Here is a 2,386-nt window from a genome sequence, read left to right as displayed (position 1 = left end):
CAAGGACGCGGACTACGCGTATGTCTATGACGCTTGGAACAACCTCGTCAAGGTCAGGGCGCAGAATGACGCGGATGTGGTGGTGGGCGTCTATGCCTACTACGCCGACAACCGCCGGGCGAGCAAGACGGTGACGAACCGCGGCGAGCTGGACGGCGTGACGTATTTCTTCTACGACGGCCTGCGCGAGATCGAGGAGCGCAACGGCTCGGAGCAGATGACGCAGCAATACGTCTGGGGCCACGAGTACATCGACCAGTTGTTGATGGTCCGCGGGGCGGGCGGGACATGGTTCGTGCATCAGGACGCGAACTGGAACGTCATCGCCCTGACCACGCCCAATGGCGATGTGGCCGAGGAATACCAGTACCAGCCCTATGGTTTGCCGCAGGTGAAAAGGCACCTGGCCTTCGGCGACGCGGACGCCGACGGCGACGTGGACAGCGCGGACAACACCGCGCACACCAACGCGCTGACCACGTACAACCGCGCCTTCGACGCGGATTTCGACGGCGACGTGAGCAACACCAGCGGCGACGCGGACAAAGAAGCCTGGGATGCTTCTTACAACAACCCGGCCGCAAGCACCACGATGGTCGTGGTGAACCGCAGCTTCTCGCCGAGTGGCAACCCGTTCCTCTTCACCGGCCGCCGCCTCGACCCCGAAACGGGTCTCTACCACTACCGCTTCCGCACGTATCACCCGACGCTCAAGACGTTCATCCAACGCGATCCGCTGGGATACGTCGATTCGGCGAGCCTGTATCAGTACGTGGGAGGGAGGCCTTGGTCCGCCGTCGATCCATCGGGCGACAGGATAAAGCTCACCGGAAGCAATACGGATAGATTGCTTAAAGCAATTCAAGAGGTCATGCCAAGTGTTGGTATGGACGCACAAGGTTTTCTAACAATACCGGATTCGGCGGCGAACGGAAGTTTCACAGAAAGGCTGCTGTACCTACTCATAAACATGCCAGGCGTCATTACAATACGGTTCGGAGAAATTAAGGAGGATTCTCCGGGGAAAACAGTAGGTTTAGGGATTAAGATTGATCCCAAAAAACTAAGAAACAAATTCAAAACAAAGGGCGGGAATGAATCTGTGTTCCATCTTTGGCAGATCATTTTTCATGAGCTGTTTCATGCTTTGAATAATGCTCTCAATCTTATGAAGCCGAGCTTGGATGAAGAGTACTGTGTCGCCTGCGCTGCAAACAAGGTAACTGAGGAGTACAATAGGAAAAACAAAGGGAAAGAGGCTCCCTTGCTTGATTCGGGAACGCAAAATGGTGACTGCCCAGATTACGAAGACATCCTCAAACCGCCGCAACAAGGAGACAGTCAACCCCCTTCCAATGACCAGGAGAAACCGATGCCATAATTGCACCTTTGAGTCCAGGCCAGGATTTGGCGCAAACCCTATTCAAAGTGCTGACGCAATGGCTAATCGACCTCAATCAATTACCGTTCAGCTTTTCGTGACAGCCGTGGCGGTTTTCGTCGGCAGTTGCCGCTCGGACTCCGCAGTGTGTCAGTTTGACTATAATCTTCAACGCCTCGACTTCTTAACCCAGAAAGATCGCGCTCGCTTGATCGATATCATGCATGACAAGACAGAGTGCATAGTTTCAGTTAATATAGATGCTCACCACACCAGAGCAATAAATGTAAAAGTAAGATCCCTTTCGGTTGACGAACACGAAGTGATATGCACGCGCTATAGGTGGGGAGGAAGCTATGGGCATGATGACTTGCGTGTATCGGAAGAATATCGAGTGAGAGAGCCGACTGCTGTTGGGATCTTCAGGCAATTATATCGGCAAATCGCTCTCGGTGACTGTTACCGAAGATGCGAAGGTACTCAACTTCGCTCGTCGACAAACCGTCCTGCGATTCTGACTTTTGGTTCAGCGTCAGGTATGGTGAGCTATGTTGAGGAAGTTGGGTTTTGGGACATGGCTTTTGTTGTAATTGGAAAGGAGTTAGACGATCTAAATGGAAAGGCGCCTATCGGAGGTGCGGAGTTGTTCCCAAGGTTGACACCCGAACACGTTGCGTCGGTTCACCATTATGTTATTTCTGCGGTTGATTTCTTTGACGAAGCGTGTGAGCTTTATGCTCGCCTTCCAACGAACCAAGCAGTGGGGCCGTAAGTTAAGTCGCTGAAAAGAGAGGAAAATGGAGGAGTTCAAGTGTTGCCGGGTGCTTGACGGACCAGCGGTGCGTGAGGGATTTTCGGTATCTCGACCCGGACAACTGGTATCGGGCCCGGCTTCAGGGGACGCCTGCGGGGGCGGTTTTTCTGGAGAAGATGCACAAGGGGAAGCTGACGACGCTGGATTCGGCGGCGGCGTTTCCTTCGGATCCGGACGTGCTGCGGGTCAAG

The 2,386-nt window shown here is 53.8% G+C and carries 2 protein-coding genes; both read left to right on the top strand.

Annotation, left to right across the window (positions count from 1 at the left end):
• A partial coding sequence (locus tag HUU59_13525) for an RHS repeat-associated core domain-containing protein (protein ID NUO20461.1) occupies positions 1–1,381 on the top strand: 1,381 nt, incomplete at its 5' end.
• A gap of 843 nt (positions 1,382–2,224) precedes the next feature.
• The coding region (locus tag HUU59_13520; protein NUO20460.1) for a hypothetical protein at positions 2,225–2,386 on the top strand (162 nt) is incomplete at its 3' end.

The sequence above is a fragment of the bacterium genome, assembly GCA_013360195.1.
GTDB lineage: Bacteria > Electryoneota > RPQS01 > RPQS01 > RPQS01 > JABWCQ01.
This window is presented reverse-complemented; position numbering and strand designations above follow the sequence as displayed.